The organism is Achromobacter sp. SIMBA_011 (assembly GCF_046535435.1).
Classification (GTDB): domain Bacteria; phylum Pseudomonadota; class Gammaproteobacteria; order Burkholderiales; family Burkholderiaceae_B; genus Achromobacter; species Achromobacter dolens.
In genome coordinates this window covers 1-252 of sequence record NZ_JAWRWN010000883.1, presented here as the reverse complement: position 1 = coordinate 252, position 252 = coordinate 1, and the positions used below count along the sequence as shown (strand labels likewise).

The window sequence follows — 252 nt, the reverse complement described above, 5'->3', positions numbered from 1 at the left end:
CGTCGTCGTGGTAGCGCTTCACCTTCGACACGTTGTCCGGCATCACGATGTCCATGAACGCACGGGCCTGATCGTAGATCTCGGTCGTGTCGATCAGGATTTCGCCGATATCGGGCTGGAAATAGTCGCGGATCGCGCGGATCACGAGGCTCGATTCCAGATAGATCAGCATCGGCTGACCCGAGTTACCGCTTTGCGACGCCGCTTCGATCGCGCGCCACAGCTGCAGCAGGTAGTTCAGGTCCCATTGCA

Annotated in this window: 1 protein-coding gene; it reads right to left on the bottom strand. The window is 59.1% G+C overall.

Translation table 11 applies throughout. From position 1 onward, the window contains the following. Positions 1-252: ribonuclease E/G (locus SB816_RS33550; protein WP_410548445.1), on the bottom strand; the 252-nt coding region annotated here is incomplete at both ends.